The following is a 17,913-nucleotide window of genomic DNA, read 5'->3' on the forward strand; positions in this document are numbered from 1 at the left end:
GGGGCAGTTGTCTCGCTCCCGCACTTCGAAGGTAGGCCGCACGGTGATTAACAACAAGTGCATGCTTGTCACTTGTAGAGTTACCGCCATGCAACTGGATCTGAACCTGCTCACCGCCCTGGACGCCCTGCTGGAAGAGGGCAGCGTCGCCGGCGCGGCAGCGCGCCTCCACGTCACCGCACCGGCGATGAGCCGCTCCCTGGGCCGCATCCGCAAGGCCACCGGTGATCAGATCCTGGTCCGCACCGGCCGCAGCATGGTCCCCACCACCCGCGCGCTGGCCATGCGCGCCGAGGTTCACGCCGTCGTGCAGCAGGCCCACCGACTTCTGTCCGCGCAGCAGGAACTCGACCTGGCAGCTCTCGACCGGGTGTTCACCGTGCGCTGGCACGACACCCTGACCGCAGCCTGCGGGACCGCCTTGACCACGACCGTCCACCAACAGGCCCCCGGCGTCCGGCTGCGCCTGTCCGCCGAACCCGGGACGGACGACGCCGAGCTGCGCCGGGGCGAGGTCGACCTCGAATCGAGCTCCAGCACTCCGACGCTCCCCGACATCCGCCACCACCTCGTCGGCAGGGACCGGCTGATCGTCGCCGTCCGACCGGGCCACCCGCTCACCGAAGGGCCGCTGAGCGTTGAGCGTTACGCAGCCGCCGAACACCTCACCGTTTCGCGGCGCGGAAACCTGCGCGACCCCATCGATGACGCCCTGTCCACACGCGGCCTCGAACGACGCGTCGTCGCCGCCGGGCCCACCGCCGCCTTCGCCCTCCAACTCGCCCTCGACACCGACCTGGTCGTCACCCTCCCCGACGCGGTCACCCGAACGGCCCGGGAACAACTCGGCCTGACCACACTGCCGCCGCCACTCCCGCTGCCCGACGTCCCCCTCTACCTGCTGTGGCACCAGCGCTACGACGACGACCGCGCCCACGCCTGGCTGCGAGAACTGGCCACCGAAGCCGTCCAGGCACTGTTCACACCACCGACCGCCTCTCAACATTCCCTCGCGAACGGGTGATGAAGTGTCGTTCTGGGCGCTGGGGGCGCCGGCCAGGGATCCGCTTGGGTCGCCGCGGGACGATTACGCCTAGTGGGCGATCGGGCCGACGGGGCCGTTGTGGCCCGCCGTGCCGAGGGATCCGCGCCGCACGCGCTGCCAGGCGGTGATGCCGGCGGAGGTGCCCGTCTTCTTCAGCTTCAGGACGTACAGGATGCCCGTGTCGCGGTCCGATTCGGTCGTTGCGATGGGAGCGGTGAGGACGAGCTCGGCCGTGCGGTCGCCGTCCACGTCCAGCAGTGCCCCGCCGGTGAGGTGGGGGTCGGTGTCCTGCGCGGCCGCCCAGGTGAACCGGCCGGCAGTGGCGGGGCCGCGGGTGGAACCGAACAGGAGCGCCGCGTAGCCGGGGGTGTCGTGTTCGCCGTCAGAGGTGCGGCGGGAGATCGCGAGCAGGTCGGGGATGCCGCTGCCGTCCACGTCGCCGACCGCCAGGTCGGCCCCGAAGAGGGTTCCCTCCACCCGCGGGCGGCCGGCGTTGGCGGCGGTGAGCACGGTCGTCGCCGTCGCGGGGAGGCCGTTCTTGCCGCCGCGCACGACGGCCACGGCCCCCTCGTTGCACTTCCCGCCGTTCGCGTACTTGCCGGAGACGGCCAGGTCCGCGTACGTGCCGCCGTACAGCCGGCCCGTGACGGCCGTGGTGGCGGAGTAGGACAAGCCGCCGGTGATGCTCCCGAGGGCCAACTTCGCGGAGGTCAGGTACTGCGCCCCGGTGCGCGTGAGCGGGCCGCCCGTACCGCCGCGCAGCACCGTCACCGAGCCCGCGGGCCTGGACCTCTGACTCGTCCCGCCCGGGCCGGTGCAGATGAACTCGGGCGTGCCGGCGGGCGCGGGGTCGTACGGGGCGACGACGACCAGCTCGTCCGCGGGAGTGCCGGCCAGGTTGCCGGTGGCGAGCCGCTCGCCGAAGCGGCTCCTGAGGCCCGCCGTGCCGGGTACGCCCCCGGTGTCCTGGGTGAGGACCCTCGCGCCGGTGGCGGTGAGACCGCTCGCGCCGCCGCGCAGGACCGTCACGGATCCGGCGTCGGCCTTGCTGCCGACGTCTTCGAGCGGGGCGCCGACGGCGAGGTCGGCGTAGCCGTCGCCGTCGAAGTCGCCGGCGGCCAGTACGTCGGAGAAACGGTCGGAGGCCTCGGCCAGGTCGGGGACCCCGGGGGTGTTCTGCGTGAAGACCTTCGCCCGCGTGTAGTACGGGGCGCCCGCCCTGCCGTACAGGACGGTCACGGCGCCCGCCGAGACGACACCGCCGACGGTGGCGAAGGGGGCGCCGACGGCGAGGTCGGTGCGGCCGTCGGCGTTGAAGTCCCCGTACGCGAGGGCCGTGCCGAACTCCTCGAAGCGGGCGGGATCGTTCCTGAGCGGGATGCCGGGGTCGTTCTGGTTGACGGCTGCCGCCCCGCGGCCGAGCGTGCCGACCGCCCCGCCCGGGATGAGCTGGATCTCCTGGCCACCCCCGTAGAAGCCGCCGTAGACGGCGAGGTCTGCTTTGCCGTCGCCGGTCAGATCGCCCCGCACGGCCTTCGGGGCCGCGGCCGCGACGGGGGCGACCGGCGTCTCGGCCCGGGAGGGGGCGGCCGTTAACCCGGCCGTGAGGACCGCGGCGACGGCCGATGCCCCGAGAACTCTGCTGATCTTCATCATGTGCATGACGCGCACGCTACCGAGCGGGGCGGTGCCGCGGTACGGGGTGTCGCGCATCGGCAGCGACGCCGAAGCCCTGGAAGGCGTCGAGGAGTTGTGGGCGGTGCACGCTGGGCCGCGGAGAACGTAAATGCGTCGACAGCTCCCCTCGGTACCCGGCAAAGTGGCCGTCCGTGACGAGCAGTGAACTGTGGACCCGTGCGACCGCCGACCGCTACGACGCCGAAGAGGTCGAAGCGTCCTCGGCCGCCGTTCTCGGACCGACCCTCGCCTTCCTCGCGGAGCTCGCCGGAGACGGCCGGGCACTGGAGTTCGCCATCGGAACCGGACGGGTGGGAGTCCCGCTCAGGGAACGCGGCGTGCCGGTGGTGGGCATCGAACTGTCCGAGCACATGGCAGCGGTGCTGCGGCGCAAGATCGACGAGGACACGCTCCCGGTAGTCATCGGGGACATGGCCACCACCGTCGTTCCCGGCGAGTTCACCCTGGTCTATCTCGTCTACAACACCATCACGAACCTGCTCACGCAGGACGAGCAGGTCGAGTGCTTCCGCAACGCCGCACGACATCTGGAGCCCGGCGGCCGATTCGTCATCGAACTGGGCGTGCCGCCGCTGCGGTTCCTGCCGCCCGGCCAGGTCGCGGTGCCGTTCGATGTCTCCGAGCAGCATCTCGGCTTCGACACCTTCGATCTGGTCGAGCAGATCCTCGTCTCGCACCACTTCACCCGCGACGGCGACGACGGCCGCTACCGCCGCGACAACTCCCGGCACCGGTACGCCTGGCCGGCAGAGCTCGACCTGATGGCGCGGATCGCTGGGCTCGAGCTGGAACGTCGCGTCGCGGACTGGGACGGGGCTCCGTTCACGCAGGACTCCGCGAAGCACATCTCCGTCTGGCGCAAGCCAACCTGAGGTCGCCCACCGGGCTGTCAATGTGGGCCGTACCTGTCTGGGAACTCCTATCGGGAGTTCAGACGTCGCCAGCAGATCAGTCCACGACCGGGATGGCCCGCGGCTCGGCGGGCTCAACCCGCCGGGCCGCCGCCGTATGGGCCCGGCCGGCGGGTCCGCGAACACATCGGCCTTGTGCCACGCGTACGGTTGGCACCCCCACCGCTACCCGCGGTTCAGTGCTCGCAGAGGGAGAACTCCCTTTCGTAGAGCTGCTCATTGTGTTCGTCGACGAAGAACTTCCGTTCCTGCATGAGTTCCTCGCGGTACGTCTTGGCCTGCTCGAGCGTCATGGTCGATGTGTCGGACCAGGGCTGCTGCGGCGGCACGTCGGAGGTCGAGACGATCTGCTCCGCCGGGTCGACCAGGAAGAACGCGAGGATCTTGCGGTGTCCCGGGCGGGTGGGGTCCGCGAGGCGGAACGCGTCCACGCGGTGCTGCAGGACGTTGGGGAACGCCAGGCAGCGGCCCGCCGGGGTCGGTACCGAGCCCAGCGCCTGGTTCAGCGCGTCTTCGTCCTGAAGGCCGTAGACCTCGCGCAGCCCGGCGTCGTCGTTCTGCTGATAGTCCGGGTCGTCGAGTGCGGCCCGGAATCCCAGCCGGCTCTCGGTGATGTTCTCGCTGTCCCAGTAGTAGATGCCGGTCGAGACGATCCGCTCGTTCAGCATCCCCTCGACGTGCCAGGAACCACCGGGGTACTCGGGCTGGTCCGGGGTGAGGTGGACGTTGGCGAGCTTGACGATGACCTGGAGCCGGCGGCCGCGCAGGTCGACCCGGGAGGCGTCGGGCAGGGCGGGCGGGCTGAAGTCCGGGGCGTCCGGGATGATCGGGTGGCGGTTCTCGAACCAGGCCTCGTACGCCTCGTCCCAGGCGGCGCGGGCCTCCATGTAGGTGTCGTTGTCAGGGTAGGACGACTTGTGCGGGTACTCCGGTTCCGAGTCGTACCAGCCGTAGGGATCGGCCTTGATCCGCAGGGGCCGCGGGTGCCTCAGGTCGGTGAGCACGTTCTCGAACAGGGGGCGCAGGCGCGCGAACACGTCCGGCAGGACGGACTCAAGTGCGCGATGCGCCTCGGGGTGGACGTTGTTGACGTAGGAGCGGAAGGCGACGGCGCCGTCGTCACTGACGTCGACGTCCGTGGGCAGCCACTGGAACCTCTCCGAGAACTCGTACTTCGCGTAGTGGTTCGTCGGGTTGTGCCAGGCCCGCTCGGGCCCTCCACTCACCTCCCTCACCAGGCAGAACAGCGAGGGGTGCACGAGGTCCAACACCTGGCCGTCGGATCCGGGATGCCAGTCGCGCTCCGCTTCGGGGACCTCTTCCAAGACCCGGGCCGCCTCACGCAACCGGGACCTGAGCTGCTCGTCGACGAGGGTGTCCGACTGCCAGACCCCGTCGACCGCGGACACCTCGATGCCGGTGCGCGCGTCCCGCAACGCGGCGTAGTGCCCCAGCTCGGCGAGAACGTAGCGCACCTGCGCTTCGGTCAGGCCCTGCGCCATCGCTTCCTGCGTCCACCGGGCGACGATGTCGGCGTCGTTCATCTTGTCGAACCACGCGGGCTTGGCGCGCAGGTGCGAGCTGCACTGCATGATCTGCAACTCCCGCAGCGTCCGGGGCGTCGCGAACGCCGGGGAACGGGAGGTCTGGAAGGGCAGCGGGAAGGCTGACAGGCCGGTCACTTCTGGTGGTCCTCACGATCGGTGTGCGGTGCCCGGAAGGATAGCCCGGCCCACTGACACCCCAGCCGCGGGCCCCTGGGCAGGGACGACCCTGTGCATGACCGAGTCCCGGGCCGGCCGGTCACGTTGGTTTCGGGTGACGTCGTGGGGCGCGGTTACCGCACGGTGGGCTGTGGGGACTCGTCGGACGTGCGCGAAGCCGGAGCTGGTCGGCTTCTGGGCGGACCCTGGCGGAGCACTGCCCTCCCGTTCAGGCGGTGCCTAGTGTCGTCTGCACGGCGCGGGCCTGGGGAGGGTCACGCGCCGGCCGTCCAGGGACAATCCCTCGGCCGTCGTTCCTCATTCATCTGGAGGGGTCATGCAGATACTCGCTGTACGCCGATGGGCCGTCGTCGCCGCGACCGCCGCAATCGCCGCGCTGTCGGTTGCCACGCCCGCGCATGCCCGTGCGGAGGTCTTCCACTTCGACGGTCAGAACAACGCGACCCGCCGCTGCATGGACGACAGCTTCGCGTACGGGCTCCGGGCCTTCGACTGCAACAGGACGGACTTCCAGCAGTTCCGGTTCGGCGACGGCACGTACTACCACGAGCTGCGGAACAAGGTGACCGGCCGGTGTATCGACGACAGCTTCGCGTACGGGCTGCGGGCCTTCGACTGCAACAGCATGAGCTACCAGCAGTGGTCGGTCAGCAACACCACCGGCGGGACGACCTTCAAGAACCGGGCCACCGGCCGCTGCATCGATGACAGCTTCGCGTACGGGTTGCGGGCGTTCGACTGCAACGGGATGAACTTCCAGAAGTGGTGGGGGGTCCACGCGAACTGACCGCGCCCCGCAGGGCGAAGGACCTGCGCGTCGTTGTCGCGGGCGCCGGTTCCACCGATGTGGCACCGGTCCGCAGAAGCCCTTCCATCGGGTCAGCCGTTGGCGCTGACGGCTGACCCGATGGTCCCCAAGGCCGTTCCCCTACACGGATGGCGTCGGCGAAGCGGTGGCGGGGTCGGGGCGTGGACGCGGTGAACTGCGCATGCTGAGGAAGCGGTGACGGCGAGCATCTCGTGACACGGCGCACTCGTCCGCTGCGCGACGTTCGTCTGTCCCCGGGCCGACCGTTATGCCGCGTGATCGACGAGTGCGTCGAACCGACCCAGCGTCCCGGCTACGTCCGCTGTGGCGCTGCCACCCGGCGTATACATGGTGACCGGCTTCTGCAGTGTCCAGGGCTGGTTGACCGGGGGGAACGCCTTGATGTTCTCCGACCTCAGCGTGACGTACCGTGTCGGATATGTGGCCCCGAGGTCGATCTCCTCTTTGGCCGCCTTGTCGTGGTGCGAGACGGTGAGGGCCATGTGGACGAGCAGCAGTCCGGCTGAGGTCAGGGTGCTGAGCGGCGTCCACTTGGAGTTCGACATGGTCAGAGCGAGGAGAGTGCCGCTGTCGGGGGTCGACGGGCTCATGTCCGCCTCCATCCTGAACCCCTGGACCTCCAGGACGCAGCCATTAGCGTTGCTCGACTGCACCATGAAGGTGATGCCACCCTTGAAGTCGAGCGTGAGGACTCCCAGGGGCTTCAGCTTCAGCGGCACGTTGGCGGCGTACATGGTGCAGAGGATGTTCGTCCCCACCGGTGGCAGAGGGACCGACGGCGTCCTCCCCGCCCTCGAGTGCGGTGCGGCCGCATAGGCGCTGCCCGAGAGCAGCACTCCGGTACCCACCATCGCGGCTGCGGCCGCGGCCTCCCTCAAAAACCCGCGGCGGTCGCTCTCTGCACGGGCCATGCCTCGTTCAGTCCGTTCAGTCATACGGCTGGTCTCCATTTCTCGAACAGCTCGCCGTTGTGGACACCGACGGGAACCTCCTCGCAACCCACGTCGCAGCGCCCTCGATCCAGCCCCGCCCCGGCGCACGAGGTCTGGAATCCATTCTGAAAACCTACGACTACCCGCTTCCGTAGAAGAGCTCACGCTGCTACCCCTGAACGCGCCAGTTGGCCGGTCCGGCCCACTGGCGCGCTCCATCACAGCGGGCGACAATGCCCTCCACGTCGCCTCGACCCCGTAATCAAACATGTAATCCAATAGGACGGTCCCGAGCCTTCAGGGGGAGGTACGCAGGAACCCCCGTTTCATTGCTGACGCAGGCGCCGGATCGGTTTCAGGGCGAGACCCGTGATCCCCGCAACGCAGCTACCCACCGCGCACACCGCCGCGGCGAGCGTGGCCCCTTGGGCGTCGGCGAGTGCGCCGAGCGCGTTGTTGCCCACCACCAGCGCCAGACTCTGAACGAGCACCAGCAACGCCTGCATCCTGGCCAGGTGGGTGTCCGGGAAATCGGTCAGCACCAGAGGACCGATATGGCAGGCGAACATCCCGGAACCCGCACCGACGACGGTTCCTCCGGCCACGGCCACGGCCACGGCGGCTGTCTCGGCCGGGGCCACTGCGATGATTCCCGGCGCCAGGAGACCCTCCCCACGAGGGGACCAGCAGCAAGGTGCGCGGAAGGGTGACCGGGCGATGGTCCGGGTGCCGATGCCCTGGTCGCCGCTGTTGCGGAGCCGGAGGCCAGCGTCGAGGAAGAGGAAGCCGTTGTCGCGGCGCCAGAAGGGCCCCGCGTTCTTCGACTCCATCAGGTCTTCCTCTGCTTCGACTGGTGGCGATGATGATCGCCCGAAGCCGCACGGAGGCCGTCGTCCATCGTGACGTCGCCCCCCCGGTGCAGCGGTCCCGCTGTGGCCCCGAGTGGCTTCAGCTGGATGTGGGGGTGGGGGCGACGCCGAGGGCGCTGCCCAGCCGGGCCACGACAGCGGAGTAGTCGGTGTCACCCTTCATGAGGGCGGTCTGGGCTTTGGTGACCTGGGCGGCATCGTTGGCGGTGGCAGCGGTGAGGCACTCGGTCGCGCCCTGCCGCAGACTCGTGAGCGCCGAGCCCGCTCCACCGCCCACCGCCCTCCCGCGCGTTTCCGCCTGCCACCCCGCGCCGCCCGCGCACCCGCCCACGCCCACGCCCCAAGCAGCCCAACAGCGCGTGCAGTTGGACTCCGCGGCGGTAGCGCGACCAGTCCCCGGTCGAGCTCCTCGGCGACCTCGCCGGCGGTGGGAGTACGCCTGGGCCGGCCGCCCTTCAGGACCCCCCGCAGTTCACCCGCTTCGACGGGCTGTTGCAGGTCGACCTGTGCGCCGAGCGCTTCGGCAGCCTGCACCCCGAAAATGCGCAGGAAGTCTTCAAGGATTCCGAATTGGTCTTCGCTGCGGTCGACGGCACCTGGAGCGCCCTGGAGCCGTGGACCCCGTGGCCGGGCCCGGTCGGCCTCCTGGCCTCAGCACGGGCCGACACCGCGGACAGGAACGCCCCGGCTGTCCGAGGCGTCACGGGCGGGACCTCCATCCGCTGTCGTCCCGGGCGGCGGCAGTCAACGGAGCCCACCCCGCGGCGACATCGAGCACGTCGGTGACCGGGGCCGTGGCAGCGACCTTCTGCATCGGACTCTCCTTCGATTCCACGTTTCCGATGGGCAAAACGCTACGTTGCATTCACTAAATATTCAATGCTCGCGTTGCGCAGAATCACAATTAAGGCAGCTCAGAGCCCACAAATCGTTGCAACAACTCTGGCGACTAATGCAACGAAGACGTCCATACGTTGCAATGAGCTGAGCGTGAACGCTATGCCGGGGAGGCGGCGCCCGTGTCTTCGCTGTTGCGCTCCGCTGGCGCCCCCGTTCGCCGCCGGCGCCGTACGCACTCCTCGGGAGCGGGGACCGGCTGCGGGGTGGGTCTCGCCGGCCCGGCCGACGGTCACGGTGCGTGAGCGGTGGTCGGGACATGCGCCGGTGAGGGCGGAGGCTACCGGGCTCGGGGGCGCTCGTCACGCCCGGTGTCCGGCATGCCCGTACCGGGACCAAAGACCCTGTGGACGACAGGGCCGGAAGTCCTGCCATGCGGGACCTTCGGCGGTCGGCGACCCCGCGCCGAGAGGCTTTGGTGTACGGAGCCTCTTTGCAGTCGTCACGAAAGGTAACCTCGTGGACCCCGCCAATATCACGGTGACCGACGAACGGGCGGTGAAGCGTGCCGTCAAGGCCACAGCCCTCGGAAACGCGATGGAGTGGTTCGATTTCGGGGTGTACAGCTACCTCGCCGTCACTATCGGAAAGGTGTTCTTCCCATCGGGGAACGCCACAGCGCAAATCCTCGCGTCCTTGGCGGCCTTCGCCGCGGCCTTCCTGGTCCGGCCGCTGGGCGGCATGTTCTTCGGCCCGCTCGGTGACCGCGTGGGCCGGAAGAAGATCCTCGCCCTCACCATGATCATGATGGCGGCGGCGACGCTCGCCATCGGCCTGATCCCCGGCTACGCCACGATCGGCGTGTGGGCGCCGGCCCTGCTGGTGCTGTGCCGCATGGTGCAGGGCTTCTCCACGGGCGGCGAGTACGGCGGTGCCGCAACGTTCATCGCCGAGTACGCCCCTGACCGCCGCCGCGGCTTCTGGGGCAGCTTCCTGGAATTCGGCACGCTCGTCGGCTACATCGCCGCGGCCGGCCTGGTCACCGGGCTGACGCTGCTGCTCGGCGACGCCGTCATGCTGGAATGGGGCTGGCGGCTGCCGTTCCTGATCGCGGGTCCGCTGGGGCTCGTCGGCCTGTACCTGCGACTCAAGCTGGACGAGTCGCCCGCGTTCCGGGAACTGGAGGGCCGCACGGCCGGCGCGCCGGTCGAGAAGGTGCCGCTGCGCAAGGTCCTGTTCGCCGATCCCCGGGCGCTGGCGCTGTGCGTGGCGCTGGTCGCCGCGTTCAACATCACCGACTACATGCTGCTGTCGTACATGCCGACGTACCTGTCCACTCTCGGCTTCGACGAGACCGGCGGCCTGTTGTCGATCGTCGCCGTCATGCTGGTGCTGCTCGCCCTGGTCAACCTGGTGGGCCGGCTCTCGGACCGTGTGGGTCGCCGTCCGGTGCTCATCGGCGGCTCCGCCGCGTTCGTGGTCCTGGCCCTCCCCTGCTTCCTCCTCATCCGCCAGGGCAGCCCGGTCGCCGTGTTCACCGGCCTGCTCGTCCTCGGCCTGGCCTTGGTCACCTACCTGGGGGCGATGAGCTCCACGCTGCCGGCGCTCTTCCCGACCCGGACCCGCTACGCCTCGCTCTCCTTCGGATTCAACGTCTCGGTCTCGCTGTTCGGCGGCACCACCCCGCTGGTCGTGGCCGCCCTGATCGACGCCACCGGCGAGGACCTGATGCCCGCGTACTACACCATGCTGGCCGGTCTGGTCGGCTTGATCGCGGCGGTGCTGATGGCGGAGACGGCGGGCCGCCCGCTGCCCGGCTCCCCGCCGTCGGTGTCCACTCCCGCCGAGGCCGCCGAACTCGCCGCGGCACTCTCCCGCCCGTCCGGCGCCACCCGCGTCCCCCGGCAGAGCGGCCGCGGCGCCACCACCGCCCGCTCCTGAACCGGCCGTCGGCGTGGCCGGGAGCACGATGACGCGGCCGACGCACAAGAGGCGGTGACCGGCCACCCGGTCACCGCCTCTTCGCGCACCCTCGTTCAGCGCCGCGGGGGTCAGGCCTTGACGTTCACCCCCGCCCACGCGGCGGCAACGGCCTGGGCCTCGGCGCTGTTCGCGCCGTAGAGGTCGGCGGCTGCCTTCAGGGTGCCCTCACGGGCACCGCGGTAGTCGGTGGTGGAGGTGAAGTACGTGGTCAGCGCCCTGTACCAGATCTGCACCGCCTTGTCGCGGCCGATGCCGGCGACCGTGGAGCCGTCCACGGTCGGGCTGTCGTAGTGCACGCCATTGATGTCCTTCGCGCCGCTTCCCTCGGACAGCAGGTAGAAGAAGTGGTTGGCGACACCTGACGAGTAGTGGACGTCGAGGTTGCCGACGCCGGCGCTCCAGTAGTCGGCCGAACCGCGGCCGTCCTTGCTCGGCTTGTCCTGGTAGCGCAGCGGCTTTCCGTTGCCGAAGATGTCGATCTTCTCGCCGAGCAGGTAGTCGCCCTGGTCCTGGGCGTTCTTCGCGTTCCACTCCACCGCGGTGCCGAAGATGTCCGAGGTGGCCTCGTTCAGGCCGCCGGACTCGCCGGAGTACTGCAGGTTCGCGGTGGCGGAGGTGACGCCGTGGCTGAACTCGTGGCCGGCCACGTCGAGTTGGGTCAGCGGGTGCTGGTTGTTCGCGCCGTCGCCGTAGGTGATGGTGAAGGACTGGTCGTCCCAGAAGGCGTTCTGGTACGCCTTGCCGTAGTGGACCCGGGAGACCGGGGCCCGGCCGTCGTTCTTGATGCCGTTGCGGCGCAGGACGTTCTTGTAGAAGTCCCAGGTCTGGGCGGCGCCGTAGGCCGCGTCCACGGCGGCCGTCTGGTTGTCGGCGGGGCTGCCGGTGCCCCACTTGTTGTCCGCGTCGGTGAAGACCGCGCCCTTGCCGCTCGTACGGTGCTTGAGGTCGACGGTGCTGGATCCGCCGCGCACACTGTCGACGAGGGTGTAACCCGTCGACGACGTCGTGGTGTTCAGGCCGACGGTACCGCTGTACTGGCTGAGGCCGGTGCCGGCCGCGGCGGCCCGGGAGCCCACCGGCCCGGCGGCCCCCGAGCCGACCCCGGGGGTGATGCCGCCGGCTATGTCGTTGATCAGCTGGATCTCGAACAGCTTCCTGCCGGTGTTGGCGTCCGTGATGACGCGCAGGCGGCTCGGGGTGACACCGTCGTGCCGGGTGCCGGTGACGACCGTCTCGTAGGCGAGGACGGGCTTGCCCTTGGCGGCCCAGATGACCTTGCGGGGGGCCTCGGCGTCGGCAGCACCCGTGGTCTTCGCGGCCTTGGCGGCCTTGAACGCGGCGGACTTGGCGGCGGTCGGGGTCAGCTTCGGGGTGACAGAGGCGACCTTGATGGTGGTCTTGACGGCCTTGGTGACGTCGGCGACGGCGCCGTCGGCGGCACGGTGGACTATGAGGTCGCCGCCCAGGACCGGAAGGCCCGCGTAGGTGCGCTCGTAGCGGGTGTGGACCGTGCCGTCGGCGTCCTTGACGACGTCCTTGACGACCAGCCTCTCCTTGGCGCCGAGACCGAGCGACCGGGCGGTGGCCGCGACGGAGGTGCCCTCGTGGCGCTCCGTGGCTGCACCCGCCGACGCGGTGGCGGCACCGGTGGCGAGCAGGGTGCCGGTGAGGACGACGGCGCCGGACGTGAGGGCGAGACGGCGCGCCCGGCCGGCGGTGGGGGAAAGCGGAGACATGCGGTTTCTCCAGAGGTACGTGGGGAGTCGGACGGCGTTGCCGCCCACCTGTGCAAGGAACTGCCTTGCTGGGCAGGGACACAACCAGTCCGTCGCGCACATGTCACCCGGCACAAAAGGGGGTTCGGACGCCCATGCCGGATTTGCGACCCACCTCTTCACAGGAAGGACAAGATCCCGATACGCGCCGACACGAATGACACAAGACTTCGCAACACGAGTGAACATCCGCACGGCGTGCGCGAGTCGCACGCGACACCGAACGCCCGCACGCCGCACGTCGCACTCCGCACTCCGCACTCCGCACTCCGCACTCCGCACTCCGCAACGCGCCTCCCCGGGCTGTCCACAGGCGGAATCCGGCCGTTCTGTGTGTTCTCCAGCCCGATCAGGACAGGTCCGGCAGGATGTCGGTCCGGACGAAAGGGGCGGGGATGCGCAGCGGCGGTTCGATCGCGGTGGTCGGCGGGAGCATTGCGGGCTGCGCGTTCGCTTCGGTGGCGGCGCGCGCGGGGGCCGACCGCGTCGTGGTCCTCGAACGCACCGGCGGCCGGTTGGCGGACCGGGGCTTCGGCCTGTGCATCCACGACGACCGGGCCGCCGAACTCTCGGCGGTCGGCACGCTGCCCCCGGGCATCGCCGCCCACCCGCTGACCCGGCGCCGATGGGTGGTGCGCGACGGCGACACGGCCGCGGGCACACTCTTCTGGGAGCAGCCGTTCCCCTTCCACTCCTATCACTGGGGCCTGCTCTGGCAGGGGCTACGGGGGGCGATGCCTGACTCCGTGGCCTACCGGCAGGGCGCCGCGGTCACGGCGGTGACCGGCGCCGCCGACCGGCCCGAGCTGCGGCTCGCCGACGGCACGTCCGACCACCACGACCTGGTCATCGGCGCCGACGGCTACCGGTCCGTGGTCCGCGAGGCCGTCGCCGCGGGCTCCCGCCCCCAGTACGCCGGATACGTCTGCTGGCGCGGCCACTTCGATGCCCGGCGCATGGAAGGGCTCGGGAGGGGCGGGCCCGGGACGGACGTCTCGCCCGCGGACGCGGTCACCACCGTCTGCTTCCCGGGCGGCAGCTGCGTCATCTACCGCATCCCCGGCCCGGGGGGCACCCGCGTGAACTGGGTCCTGTACGCCGTCCCCCCGCAGGACGGCACGCTGCGCTTCGACGACCCCACCAGCTTCCCGGCCGGCCACGTCACCCCGGGCCTCGCGGCAGGCCTGTCGGAGCTGCTCGACCGCGAGTTCCCCCCGTACTGGGGCCGGCTGCTCGCGCTCACCCCGCCCGAGGACACCTTCGTCCAGCCCATCTACGACCTCCGGACGCCCCGCACGGCCGCCGGACGCGTACTGCTCGCGGGCGACGCCGCCTCCGTGGTCCGCCCGCACAACACGAGCGGTGTGGCCAAAGCTCTCCAGGACGCGACCGCGTTCGGGGCGGCCTGGCGTACCGCCCCGTCCTGGGACCGCCTCGTATCGGACTACCAGGCCGCCCGGGGCCCGGCCGGCCACGAACTGGTGGCCCTCGCCCGCCGCCTCGGGCACGCCCAGGTGGAACAGACCCCCGACTGGGCCGCGATGAGCCCCGGCCGCGCCGAGAGTTGGTGGCGGGACGTGCTGGCCGGGGCGCCCGACATCGGGGGTCGACCCCTGGGCGGTGGCTGAGCCGGGCGGGAGCGCCTCCGACGTGCCTCCCGGGGCGAGCGCCGACTGGGCCCGGAAAACCGGGAAGCCAAGACGCGAGGCAGCGCTCGTTCGGCTCCTCTTCACCCTCGTACTCGCTGGTCTCCGCTTCACTTTCCGTCAGGCGCGAGGAGCGCGGCGGCGATATCGGCGGGAGTACCGGCTTCGAGTCTGAGCTGGTCGATCCAGGAGGCGGTGCTCGAATAATGTGCGCGGAACGGACGTCCGACCAGCAGAGGGTCGCGGGCCTGAAGCAGGCGGAGCTGGAAGTACGTGTCGCGTTCCGCGTGCTCGATTCCGTCCACGACCACTTTGCCCGCAGTGGCGGACATCACCGGTCCACGAACGGTGCGGGCGAGACCGGGGAGGTTGGCGTAGGCGTTCCGGAAGATGTCGAATGCCTGGGCGAGCGGGACCTTGAAGTAGTCGTGAGGGCCGGTGTCGCGTTCAACGAACAGGTAGTAGGGAACGACTCCGGCCGAAAGTTCGGCACGCCACAACTCGGCCCAGGTGCGGGCATCGTCATTGACGTGAGCGATCAAGGGCGCCTGGCCGTAGACGAGCGCGCCGGTGGAGCGAATGCGGGCCAGAGCCCGGCGGACGAGGTCGGTTTCGAGTTCCCGGGGGTGGCTGAAGTGCGCCATCAGGGCGAGGTTCCGGCCGGAGGCCACGATGTCCTCGAAGAGGCGGAGCACGTCCTCGGCGTCCTTGTCGGTGGTGAAGCGCTGCGGCCAGTAGGCGAGGGACTTGGTGCCGATGCGAAGGGTGCGGATCGAGTCCACCCGCAGCATGGGCATGAGGTGGTCGCGCAGCCTGGCGGTGGACATCACCATGGGGTCGCCACCGGTGACCAGGACATCGCCGACTTCCGGGTGCCGGCGAAGGTAGGCGATCAGCTGCTCGGGGCCGGGTGCGGCGAAACGCAGGTCGGCGTCTCCGACGAACTGAGCCCAGCGGAAGCAGTACGTGCAGTAGGCGTGACAGCTCTGGCCGTTCGCCGGGAAGTACAGGACGGTCTCCCGGTACTTGTGCTGGACGCCGGCCAACGGTACGCCGTCGAGGTGGGGGACGTTCAGTTCCTTCTGCCCGGACGGGTGGGGGTTGAGCCGTGCCCGGATCCCCTGGACGACACCGGCGATCCGGGATTTCGGCGCCCCTTCGTCGAGGAGGTTCGCCAGCTGCCGCTCGTCCTCGGCCGCGAGCATCCCGCGCTGCGGGAAGACCATCTGGAAGATGGGGTCTCCTGGAACGTCCCGCCAGTCCACGAGGTGGGACAGCACGTAATCATTGACCCGGAACGGCAGCACCAGGGACAGTCTGCGCACGGTCTCCCGGATCTCATCGGAAAGTCCGAAACGAGCAGCTATCTCGTCGATCTGGCGTGGGCCACGGGCAAGGAACCTCGCCGACTGAACCGGTTCGAGTGCGGACGTCAGCATCAGAAAACTCCACCCATCCTCTGCATACGCGCTCCCATAGCGCTGAAACCTTTCGCTGCGCGTTCGGCACCCTGCGCGCCGCGGACATCGGGCACGCGGTGTCTCTGCCGGTGTGCACGGCCGTCGCCCGGCGACCGGCGGTCGGGGCCGTGCGTCGTCGGCTCCTCGACCGGGCCCATCAGGTCCTGGCCGCCGTGAAACGCCCTACCTTGCCCAGCACGTCCTCGCTGTAGAGCCGCACGGCCTGCTGCAGCGCGAACTCGGCCATGTAGGTGCGGAACCCCTCCACGGGTTCCTCCGCCAGGTTCAGCATCCGCCGATTGGTGACGACCGCCTGGCTGTCGAGGCGGTCGACGCTCCGCTCGGCCAGGGCGCCCAGCTCCCGCGGATCGGCCACCTCGTCGATGAACAGCCGGGCGTCCGGCTCGCCGGCCCGGATCCGGCGACCCCACAGAATGAGCTGCCGTGCGTTGCGTCCCCCCGCGAACCGCCCCAGCCGGAAGTTGGCCGCGCCCGGGACGATGCCCTCCTGGGCCGCCGGCAGGCTCACGTATGCGTCCTCCCCCGCCACCACCCGGTCGAAGACGAGGAGGAGCTGTGCTCCGCCGCCGATGGCGAAGGTGTCGACCGCCGCGACCCAGGGCTTTTCCACGGTGCGGGACAGCCAGGACCTGTCGTGGTCCACCAGCAGGCCCCTGACCAGCTTGTTGATGTAGCCGAGTTCACGCCGCAGCAGGAAGTCGACCAGGGAGATCTGACCCGCCTGGAGGCTCTTCAGGTTGATTCCCGCGCTGAAGACCCGCCGGTGGAGATAGCGCGGGTGGCTCATGGGCCCTCCTCGCAGCAGACCGACCCGCACTCCGGGGTCCAGCAGGGCGAGGTCGACGGCGGTCTCCATGTCCTCCACCTGAGCCTCGTCCTCGGCATTGAGGCAGTCGTCCCTGCACATCGTCAGATGGGCGGCCCCGCCCCGCCGTTCGATCCGTACGGAGCCGAGGTCCAGTTCACCGGTGCGCTCGAACTCCGGCAGCAGCTCCAGCGCCCGCTGCGTCGGCCTCAGCATGGAATCCACCAGGTGCGGCCCGGACCTCGGGGAGCGCAGCAGCGCGCGGAAGAGGATGCCCTGGTCGATCTCCCGTCCCTCCTTGTCCGCTTGGGGCCTGGCCCGTTCCGCCCGGATCTGCTCCGCCGTGGGAACGAGCCCGGGGAACTCCTGCGCCGCGAGGCCGGCCAGCCCCGGGAGCCGGCGTTCCACCGCGTGCCCCTCGGTGAGCCGGTCGTAGACCGCGTCGGCGTGCACGGCCAGGTAGCGGCTGCGCAGGGCGCGTACGGCGTTCTTCGCGTCCCCGGCGACGGCCCGTTCCTCCGGGGTGCGCCCGGTGGGATCGGGGAGCTTCGCCAGCAGTTCGTCGCACCGGTCCGCGGTGTCGGCGAGCGACCGGGCGGCTATCCACGGGTCGTCCCCGACCGGCTTCCCGGCGCACCGCACCAGCTGTTCGACGGCCGTGGTGTTCACAGCGTGCCCTCCTGCGAGGTCCGGCGCCGCAACAACCGGTCGCAGGCGGCGAGGTGCCGGCCGAGCGCATCGTCGAAGGTGGCTGTCTGCGCCTCGTGCAGGAGCCGGCGCCGGATCGCGAACTCCGTCCCCTCGCGGGATCCGGCCATCTCGTGGGCGCGTTCCGTTCCGTTCGGCAGGTCGCGGACGATCTCGTCGATCAGACGCAGTTCCAGGGCTTCGCCGGCCGGGATCGGCTCGCCGAACAGGACGGGGCGACGGGCTCTGGCCACTCCGATCTGCTGCACCAGCCGGTACAGGCCCATTCCGGGCCAGGCGTCGGCGTCCTGACCGGCCATCAGGAGTCGTACGTCCGCGGTCGCCAGACGGAGGTCGGCAGCGAGCAGGACGTCCAGCGCGAGGCCGCCGCAGTCGCCCTCGGCGACCGTGACCGTCACCGTGTCCAGACGCTCCAGTCGGCGAACGGCCCGCTCCCACTTGTTCACTGCCCGCACTCCGGTGCCGCCGGGCCACGGAGCCACGGGCGCTCCCGTCGCACGCAGTACCACGAGGGCCGGGGAGGAGGCCTCGGCCCGGTCGCACAGCGCGTTCAGCGCGGCCGCCGCTTCGGCCGAGGGCGGCAGCGTGCCGTCCACTCGTAGCAGCAGTTCGGTATCCATGGCGGTTTCGAGGTCCGCGGTCGTCATGAGGTCTCCGTTGTTCGTCACGT

General features: G+C 70.2%; 14 protein-coding genes and 1 pseudogene. 5 read left to right on the forward strand and 10 right to left on the reverse strand.

What is annotated here, in order from left to right:
• Positions 1–88: 88 nt before the first annotated feature.
• Positions 89–1,024, forward strand: a complete 936-nt coding sequence (locus tag OG764_RS02090; protein WP_328966630.1) for a LysR family transcriptional regulator — start codon at positions 89–91, stop codon at positions 1,022–1,024.
• Between the two features lie 69 nt (positions 1,025–1,093).
• Here the strand turns inward: OG764_RS02090 and OG764_RS02095 are convergent, their stop codons facing one another.
• Complete coding sequence (locus OG764_RS02095; RefSeq protein ID WP_328966631.1) at positions 1,094–2,707, reverse strand: FG-GAP repeat protein; 1,614 nt, start codon at positions 2,705–2,707, stop codon at positions 1,094–1,096.
• 167 nt (positions 2,708–2,874) lie between these two features.
• Between OG764_RS02095 and OG764_RS02100 the strand changes: the two genes are divergently transcribed.
• Complete coding sequence (locus OG764_RS02100; protein WP_328966632.1) at positions 2,875–3,615, forward strand: class I SAM-dependent DNA methyltransferase; 741 nt, start codon at positions 2,875–2,877, stop codon at positions 3,613–3,615.
• Positions 3,616–3,830: 215 nt separating this feature from the next.
• On the opposite strand, the gene OG764_RS02105 is transcribed toward OG764_RS02100, so the two are convergent.
• Positions 3,831–5,336 carry a DUF4246 domain-containing protein gene (locus OG764_RS02105; RefSeq protein ID WP_328966633.1) on the reverse strand — a complete coding sequence of 502 codons (1,506 nt, stop codon included), beginning with the start codon at positions 5,334–5,336 and terminating at the stop codon, positions 3,831–3,833.
• A 358-nt stretch (positions 5,337–5,694) separates the two neighbouring features.
• On the opposite strand from OG764_RS02105, the gene OG764_RS02110 reads away from it, so the two are divergent.
• Positions 5,695–6,165: an RICIN domain-containing protein gene (locus OG764_RS02110; protein WP_328966634.1), complete on the forward strand. Its 471-nt coding sequence runs from the start codon at positions 5,695–5,697 to the stop codon at positions 6,163–6,165.
• Positions 6,166–6,452: 287 nt separating this feature from the next.
• On the opposite strand, the gene OG764_RS02115 is transcribed toward OG764_RS02110, so the two are convergent.
• From OG764_RS02115 to OG764_RS02125, 4 genes and pseudogenes are all read right to left on the reverse strand, one after another.
• Complete coding sequence (locus OG764_RS02115) at positions 6,453–6,965, reverse strand: hypothetical protein (RefSeq protein ID WP_328966635.1); 513 nt, start codon at positions 6,963–6,965, stop codon at positions 6,453–6,455.
• Positions 6,966–7,034: 69 nt separating this feature from the next.
• A pseudogene (locus tag OG764_RS41675) lies at positions 7,035–7,409 on the reverse strand (twin-arginine translocation signal domain-containing protein); the annotation flags it as partial.
• A 56-nt stretch (positions 7,410–7,465) separates the two neighbouring features.
• Positions 7,466–7,969, reverse strand: coding sequence for a hypothetical protein (locus OG764_RS02120; RefSeq protein ID WP_328966636.1), 504 nt, complete (start codon positions 7,967–7,969; stop codon positions 7,466–7,468).
• 118 nt (positions 7,970–8,087) lie between these two features.
• Positions 8,088–8,285 (reverse strand): hypothetical protein, encoded by a 198-nt coding sequence (locus tag OG764_RS02125; protein WP_328966637.1) that lies wholly within the window; start codon positions 8,283–8,285, stop codon positions 8,088–8,090.
• A 1,079-nt stretch (positions 8,286–9,364) separates the two neighbouring features.
• Between OG764_RS02125 and OG764_RS02130 the strand changes: the two genes are divergently transcribed.
• On the forward strand, positions 9,365–10,786 hold the full coding sequence (locus tag OG764_RS02130; protein ID WP_328966638.1) for an MFS transporter: 1,422 nt from the start codon (positions 9,365–9,367) through the stop codon (positions 10,784–10,786).
• Positions 10,787–10,896: 110 nt separating this feature from the next.
• On the opposite strand, the gene OG764_RS02135 is transcribed toward OG764_RS02130, so the two are convergent.
• A complete protein-coding gene (locus OG764_RS02135) occupies positions 10,897–12,564 on the reverse strand; it encodes a M4 family metallopeptidase (RefSeq protein ID WP_328966639.1) in 1,668 nt (555 codons plus the stop codon).
• Between the two features lie 434 nt (positions 12,565–12,998).
• Here OG764_RS02135 and OG764_RS02140 point away from each other — a divergent pair, with 434 nt between their 5' ends.
• Positions 12,999–14,231, forward strand: a complete 1,233-nt coding sequence (locus tag OG764_RS02140) for an FAD-dependent monooxygenase (protein WP_328966640.1) — start codon at positions 12,999–13,001, stop codon at positions 14,229–14,231.
• 128 nt (positions 14,232–14,359) lie between these two features.
• Here OG764_RS02140 and OG764_RS02145 read toward each other — a convergent pair whose 3' ends face one another.
• From OG764_RS02145 to dpgB, 3 genes are all read right to left on the reverse strand, one after another.
• Entirely contained in the window at positions 14,360–15,688 is a 1,329-nt protein-coding gene (locus tag OG764_RS02145; protein ID WP_328966641.1) for a KamA family radical SAM protein, read from the reverse strand.
• Between the two features lie 178 nt (positions 15,689–15,866).
• On the reverse strand, positions 15,867–17,138 hold the full coding sequence (gene dpgC / locus OG764_RS02150; protein WP_328972850.1) for a (3,5-dihydroxyphenyl)acetyl-CoA 1,2-dioxygenase DpgC: 1,272 nt from the start codon (positions 17,136–17,138) through the stop codon (positions 15,867–15,869).
• A gap of 62 nt (positions 17,139–17,200) precedes the next feature.
• On the reverse strand, positions 17,201–17,890 hold the full coding sequence (gene dpgB, locus OG764_RS02155) for an enoyl-CoA-hydratase DpgB (protein WP_328966642.1): 690 nt from the start codon (positions 17,888–17,890) through the stop codon (positions 17,201–17,203).
• Positions 17,891–17,913 lie beyond the last annotated feature (23 nt).

Source organism: Streptomyces sp. NBC_00239 (assembly GCF_036194065.1).
GTDB lineage: Bacteria > Actinomycetota > Actinomycetes > Streptomycetales > Streptomycetaceae > Streptomyces.

Coding starts and splice junctions, on each gene's coding strand:
- OG764_RS02140 (WP_328966640.1), top strand. CDS start 12,999: ATGCGCAGCGGCGGTTCGATCGCGGTGGTCGGCGGGAGCATTGCGGGC.
- OG764_RS02145 (WP_328966641.1), bottom strand. CDS start 15,688: ATGCTGACGTCCGCACTCGAACCGGTTCAGTCGGCGAGGTTCCTTGCC.
- OG764_RS02110 (WP_328966634.1), top strand. CDS start 5,695: ATGCAGATACTCGCTGTACGCCGATGGGCCGTCGTCGCCGCGACCGCC.
- dpgB (WP_328966642.1), bottom strand. CDS start 17,890: ATGACGACCGCGGACCTCGAAACCGCCATGGATACCGAACTGCTGCTA.
- OG764_RS02095 (WP_328966631.1), bottom strand. CDS start 2,707: ATGCACATGATGAAGATCAGCAGAGTTCTCGGGGCATCGGCCGTCGCC.
- OG764_RS02135 (WP_328966639.1), bottom strand. CDS start 12,564: ATGTCTCCGCTTTCCCCCACCGCCGGCCGGGCGCGCCGTCTCGCCCTC.
- OG764_RS02120 (WP_328966636.1), bottom strand. CDS start 7,969: ATGGAGTCGAAGAACGCGGGGCCCTTCTGGCGCCGCGACAACGGCTTC.
- OG764_RS02090 (WP_328966630.1), top strand. CDS start 89: ATGCAACTGGATCTGAACCTGCTCACCGCCCTGGACGCCCTGCTGGAA.